Consider the following 5,545-nt stretch of genomic DNA (forward strand, 5'->3'; position numbering starts at 1 on the left):
GATCATACTAGTGTGAATAGTGTGATCTGTGAGATGAATAATCCAGATGTATGAAGATGAGAGTTGTGGAGATGGAAAACACATCTTCGGAACAGTAAAAGTAGGAGAGCGTGGCCAGATTGTCATTCCAAAGAATGCCCGGGATTTATTCGGGATTAGTCCGGGAGATACCCTGATGGTACTGGGTGATGAGAAGCGTGGCATTGCTCTTGTAAAAGCCGATAAATTCCGGCCACTTGCAGCAAAGATGCTGCAGATGTTCGAAAAAAAAACCGATGAGGAGGAGTAATATGCAGATATGTGTTCTGAACGGAAGTCCGAAAGGAGAAACGAGTGTCACTATGCAGTATGTCAGGTTTCTTGAACTGGCAAATCCTGATCATACCTTTGTTACACATCACATCAGCAGAAAGATAGTTGGAATTGAGAAGAAACCAGAAGAGTGGGAAGAGATCTGTTCAGCCATCAGGAATGCAGATCTGATCCTCTGGGCCACACCGGTGTACTTCCAGCATGTCCCTGCCCAGTACAAACGGTTCGTTGAACTCTTATTCGAACGAAATACCCGGGATCTGTTTACAGGAAAATATGCAGCCTCACTCAGTACCTCTGTTCATTTCTTTGATCAGAAAGTACACGAGTATCTCCAGGGAATAAGTGAAGATCTTGGTATGAATTATGCAGGATCATTCTCTGCTGCAATGAACGATCTTTTTGAAGCGAAGAACCAACATCAACTGGTTCTTTTCGGCAGGGATATTCTCTCGGCCTGCAACGAGAAGAGACCAGAGCTTCCAGCATACCCTCCACTTCCTGCCGGGTCGGCAGTATATACTCCGGGAACTATTAGCCCTGTTGAAACCCATGTAAAACAGGTGCTGATCCTCCATGATGCAACACCGGGATCAAATCTTGAGGCAATGGTCAGGCAGATGGCTTGTGCATTCCCTGATGCGAAGTCCCTGCACCTTGATGAAACCGGGATGAAAGGGGGATGTCTGGGCTGTTGTCAGTGTGCATTTGATAATCAGTGCGTGTACTCAGACGGATTCTGTTCATTCTGGAAAGAGCAGATTGAACTGGCAGATATCATCATCTATGCCGGATACGTTAGGGATCGTTATCTCTCGGCTGCCTGGAAGCAGTTCTTTGACCGGAGTTTTTTCCTTGGACATGTTCCCAGGTTTGAAAACAAACAACTGGTACTCATGATCGAAGGCCCGCTTGTCAGGGTTCCAGGACTCAGAGAGAACCTTACCAGTCTTCTGGGTGGGGGCAACCTCGTAGATATTATCACAGATGAACCTAAAAATCCTGGCCAGATCGATGCACTCATCAGGTCAGCAGCAGAACGGGCAGTTCAGGCTGCAATTGATGGGTATGATAAACCTCCAATGTTTCCGACGGTTGCCGGACATATTGTGCTGAGGGATGCCGTATGGGGAGATCTGAGGCCATTCTTCAGGGCAGATCACCGGTACTACAAAAAGCACGGCCTCTATGATTTCCCCCAGTATCAGTACAGGAAACGGTTATCACGATTCTTCCTCTCTCTAATGATGGGCCTTGGGCCGGTTCAGAAGAAAGTGAAACCGATGATGTCAAAGCATATGGTCCAGTCATATGCCAGGATCTTTACCGAGAGTCAGGTGCTGAAACAGGCTCAACGCCAGTAACCCTTGGAATTATCCTGAAATATCCCCTTTGTGAAAGTATCTATCAGAAAGATATTGCTACCCGGATTTACGGGATATGGGCTGATAGGTCGGAATAAACCTGTTCACACCAGGTCTGGTTGCTTCTCATAAGTATCACCGATCAGGGCGTGAAGGACTATATTCCATGATTCCCTCACCTGATCCTGGGGAAGCCCTATTTTTCTCCTGATCTGGAGTCCGATAAATAGGGCAAGGAGAGCATTTGAAACAATATAGGGATCCATTCTGTCTTTGCATGCCGGGATCCGGTTTTCAATATGGGTGGTCATCCGGTCCAGTATCGTCTCATGAAGTCTGCCTATCTCCTGAACCAGATCGGGATCAATGCCAGTAGTATTGATGATCTCAAAAAACATGGTAAACTTATCTCCGTACATCTCGTGAACGCGATCAAAAAAACCGCCATCAGGTGATGTATCACTTGAAGCCAGAGATGTTTCAAGGGCATCGCCCACCTCCTCGATCAGGTTCTGTAATGTTGCCATAAACAGGTCCTTTTTATCCCTGAAGTAAAGATACAATGTTGGGCGTGACATCCCGGCCTCGGCAGCGATGTCTCCCATATTCACATTCTTGTATCCTTTTTCGAGTATGAGACGTGTTGCAGTCTGAAGTATCTGTTTTCGCGACTCTTCCTTATAGTCGGGCAAAACCCGTGGCATACACAGTAATTTAGGTTCAAAATGTAATAATGACACTTGTGTCAGTAATAATGACACACATGTCAGAACAGATCTCTAACTCCGGGAGATTCCTGCATAAAACCATAGTATGGTTCATCAGAACAGGATCAGCATCAGTACTCATCTGCCTTCTTTTCCTCTCATTATTCTGTGGATTCTGCTTAGCCAGTGAACCCACCATTGTTATTACAGGATACCAGATTCAACCAGAGGTTATCATGCCCGGGGGTTCTGCACTTATCACGGCTACTGTCTCCAACACCGCGAAAGCCGCCTCCACGACATTAAAAACCGGGAGTGAAACGATGGAGTCAGTCACCGAAACCAAAGAGATCAATGCCTACATCGATGATGTTGAAATCTTTGGAAACGGTCTTGAGGTTATATCAGGCGATTATCGGCGGGTTGGTGAAGTCGGGCCCGGGCAGTCTATCCCGCTCACTTTCCTCGTGAAAGCTCCCCAGAAGACCGGGATTTACTTCCCTGAACTCCATATTGCTACGCAGGGAGGGCGGAACCTGAAATATCCGATACCGGTAAATGTCAACGATGACCGGCTCGTACAAAAAAGTCCGGCTCTTCTCATCAGTAAAGTTCTCCCTGACCATGTTGTTCCAGGCCAGAAACTGACAGGAAAATTAATCCTCAAGAACACCGGCGAAACTGCGGCAAGTGAGGTTATTCTGAATGTAAGTTCAGAAAACAGGGAAGTATCGCTTGCAAGTCCTGGTTCCATTCACATCGGAAGGCTTGGTCCGGGTGATGAGATCCCTGTTGATATTACCATATTGACAAGCAGAGAGGTAACTGAAGGAATTCATCCGGTTCAATGTTATATCAGGTTTAACACTGCTTCCGGCCGTATCATTGAGCAGAACGAAGAGATTCCTGTCAGGGTTACCGGAGAACATGAGTTATCAATATCTGCAGTATCCACCGATCCGGTGAGAGTCCAGGAGGGTGCCCAGTTTAGCCTGATCGTCAGGATTGAAAATACAGGAACCGGTGATGCAGATGGGGTAAGGGCTAGGATTGATACAGGACTCAATGGAACAAAAGAGGCGTTTGTTGGAAAGATAGAACCTGATAATGATGCACCGGCGGTTTTTTACATTCAGCATGCACCAGCCGGTGATATCCCGGTTCCCGTCTCTATCTACACCAGGAATAGTACTGATGTACTCAAGGATACGATAGAGATCACGGTATCAAAAAAACCAGACTTGCCGGTTCTTCCTGTACTGGGGATCATCATCCTTCTCGGGGGCGGGGTTTTCCTGTGGAAACGAAAGAGGAACACTGAATGAAGAAGGTGTCCATACCCTTCTACCTGGCATCCCGGGCCATCAGACGGGGAAACAAGGGAACTCTCGTGTTAACCATTCTGGTCGTAGCCATGTCATTTGTCCTTATGGTTTTTCTTCCATCACTGGTTGGTGGGATTACAAGTGCATACACAAAACAGGTCACAGATTACCAGTATGGAAACCTTGTCATTGATCCCGATGATGATAACACGTTCATCTCAGGTTCCCATGAGAAGATCAGGATGATAAAAAAAATCCCGGGGGTTGCTGCTGCAAGTTCCCGAGCATCGGTCAGTACTTCTCTAGAATCTGATACCCGGACTCTTTCACGCGGGATTGTTGCCATCATTCCATCAGATGACCGGGAGGTTATCAACCTTGCAGGAAAGATGACAGAAGGGCGGTATCTTTCAGACGGGGACACGGACACCATTCTGATGGGAAGCATTCTTGCAGGACATGAAGATGAGAGCAAAGACAAGATGGAGTCACTTGGCGGTGTTCATACCGGCGATAGTCTGGATGTGACATTTGCAAATGGTGTCATCAAAAAAATGTCAGTCAGCGGGGTATTTGAAACCGGGTTTTTCAATACTGATTCACAGGCATTTATCACCAGAAAGGAGATAACCGAAGTTCTTGGTCAAAGTGATCGATCATCCACAATCCTCGTCTCCCTCACCCCGGGAACCGATCCTGATTAGGGAAAGAACCGGTTGCTTGAGTATGGAATACGGGATAAAGTGAAAACCAGCGCCCAGAAGGGGGAAGGAATGATTGGAGACGCAATCAAGAGTTTCAACCTTCTGAGCATGATCATGGTTGTCTTCTCGCTCATTATCGCGAGTATTGTCATCTTCATCATTATCTATATCAACACGATCAACCAGCGAAGACAGATTGGAATCCTCAAGGCGGTAGGAATTCCGGAGCGGGATATAATCAGGGATTACTTAATCCAGGTATTATTCATCTTCTGTTCAGGTGCCTTGCTTGGATTTTGTATCTTTACCTGTATCAGGGAGTATCTCAAGGCTTCACCGCTTCAGTTTCCGGCTGGTTTCGTGTATCCGGTAATGGATCTTACGATAATCCTGCCGTCGTTTATGGCCCTTGGAATTGTTTCAATTGTCGCAGGCCTGATTCCTGCTTATCGGACGGCAAATCGCGATATTCTGGAGTTGGTGAATGGATGATCGTCAAGACTGGAAACCTGACAAAAACATACCATATGGGTAATGTCCAGGTTCACGCACTCCGTGGTGTATCAACCGGTATTGAAAAGGGCGAATTCGTTGGGATCATGGGGCCAAGTGGGAGCGGAAAATCAACGTTTCTCCACCAAGTCGGCCTTCTTGACACCCCGAGTTCAGGAACGATATGTATCAATGGACAGGAGACATCGTTGATGACTTCTGAACAAAAGGCCCGTTTTCGTCTGGAGCAGATGGGGTATGTCTTCCAGGATTATGCTCTTATTGAAGACTTGACAGTGCTTGAAAATGTGGCTATTCCGGGACTTGGTCTGGGTCGTGACTATCACGAGGTCATGGAGATAGCAGGTGGGCTTGTTGATGACGTCGGGCTCGGAGGCAGGGCCGATCACCTCAGGAAGGAATTATCAGGCGGGCAGCAGCAGAGGGTTGCAATAGCACGTTCACTGATGAACAGTCCTGCGATTGTGTTTGCTGATGAACCATGTGCAAACCTGGATACTGAGTCATCTCAAACGATTCTCAAACTATTCAGGCATCTCAATGAGGAGAAGAACCAGACTGTGGTAATGGTGTCACATGAGCAATGGCATACTGAATTTTTTGATCGGATCATTCTGTTC

General features: G+C 46.9%; 7 protein-coding genes. 6 read left to right on the forward strand and 1 reads right to left on the reverse strand.

Annotated elements, in window-relative coordinates; translation table 11 throughout:
* Positions 1-46: 46 nt before the first annotated feature.
* Together VN429_RS05770 and VN429_RS05775 are read left to right on the forward strand one after the other, a co-directional pair.
* Positions 47-289, forward strand: a complete 243-nt coding sequence (locus VN429_RS05770; protein WP_325630818.1) for an AbrB/MazE/SpoVT family DNA-binding domain-containing protein — start codon at positions 47-49, stop codon at positions 287-289.
* A 1-nt stretch (position 290) separates the two neighbouring features.
* Positions 291-1,676 (forward strand): NAD(P)H-dependent oxidoreductase, encoded by a 1,386-nt coding sequence (locus tag VN429_RS05775; RefSeq protein ID WP_325630820.1) that lies wholly within the window; start codon positions 291-293, stop codon positions 1,674-1,676.
* A 104-nt stretch (positions 1,677-1,780) separates the two neighbouring features.
* Here the strand turns inward: VN429_RS05775 and VN429_RS05780 are convergent, their stop codons facing one another.
* Positions 1,781-2,368: a TetR/AcrR family transcriptional regulator gene (locus VN429_RS05780; protein WP_325630822.1), complete on the reverse strand. Its 588-nt coding sequence runs from the start codon at positions 2,366-2,368 to the stop codon at positions 1,781-1,783.
* 71 nt (positions 2,369-2,439) lie between these two features.
* Between VN429_RS05780 and VN429_RS05785 the strand changes: the two genes are divergently transcribed.
* From VN429_RS05785 to VN429_RS05800, 4 genes are all read left to right on the forward strand, one after another.
* Positions 2,440-3,708, forward strand: coding sequence for a COG1361 S-layer family protein (locus VN429_RS05785; RefSeq protein WP_325630824.1), 1,269 nt, complete (start codon positions 2,440-2,442; stop codon positions 3,706-3,708).
* Positions 3,705-4,412, forward strand: coding sequence for an ABC transporter permease (locus VN429_RS05790; RefSeq protein ID WP_325630826.1), 708 nt, complete (start codon positions 3,705-3,707; stop codon positions 4,410-4,412). Before VN429_RS05785 ends, VN429_RS05790 begins: the two co-directional genes overlap by 4 nt.
* A gap of 39 nt (positions 4,413-4,451) precedes the next feature.
* Positions 4,452-4,904, forward strand: a complete 453-nt coding sequence (locus tag VN429_RS05795; RefSeq protein WP_325630828.1) for an ABC transporter permease — start codon at positions 4,452-4,454, stop codon at positions 4,902-4,904.
* Positions 4,901-5,545, forward strand: a 645-nt coding sequence (locus VN429_RS05800; RefSeq protein WP_325630831.1) for an ABC transporter ATP-binding protein, incomplete at its 3' end; no start/stop codon positions are given. The genes VN429_RS05795 and VN429_RS05800, both read left to right, overlap by 4 nt.

Origin of the sequence: Methanospirillum sp., from assembly GCF_035560735.1 — an archaeon.
In the GTDB taxonomy this organism is placed as follows: domain Archaea; phylum Halobacteriota; class Methanomicrobia; order Methanomicrobiales; family Methanospirillaceae; genus Methanospirillum.

Excerpts from the sequence above, each read along its gene's own strand:
- VN429_RS05775 (WP_325630820.1), top strand. The coding sequence starts at position 291 with ATGCAGATATGTGTTCTGAACGGAAGTCCGAAAGGAGAAACGAGTGTC.
- VN429_RS05790 (WP_325630826.1), top strand. The coding sequence starts at position 3,705 with ATGAAGAAGGTGTCCATACCCTTCTACCTGGCATCCCGGGCCATCAGA.
- VN429_RS05785 (WP_325630824.1), top strand. The coding sequence starts at position 2,440 with ATGTCAGAACAGATCTCTAACTCCGGGAGATTCCTGCATAAAACCATA.
- VN429_RS05770 (WP_325630818.1), top strand. The coding sequence starts at position 47 with ATGTATGAAGATGAGAGTTGTGGAGATGGAAAACACATCTTCGGAACA.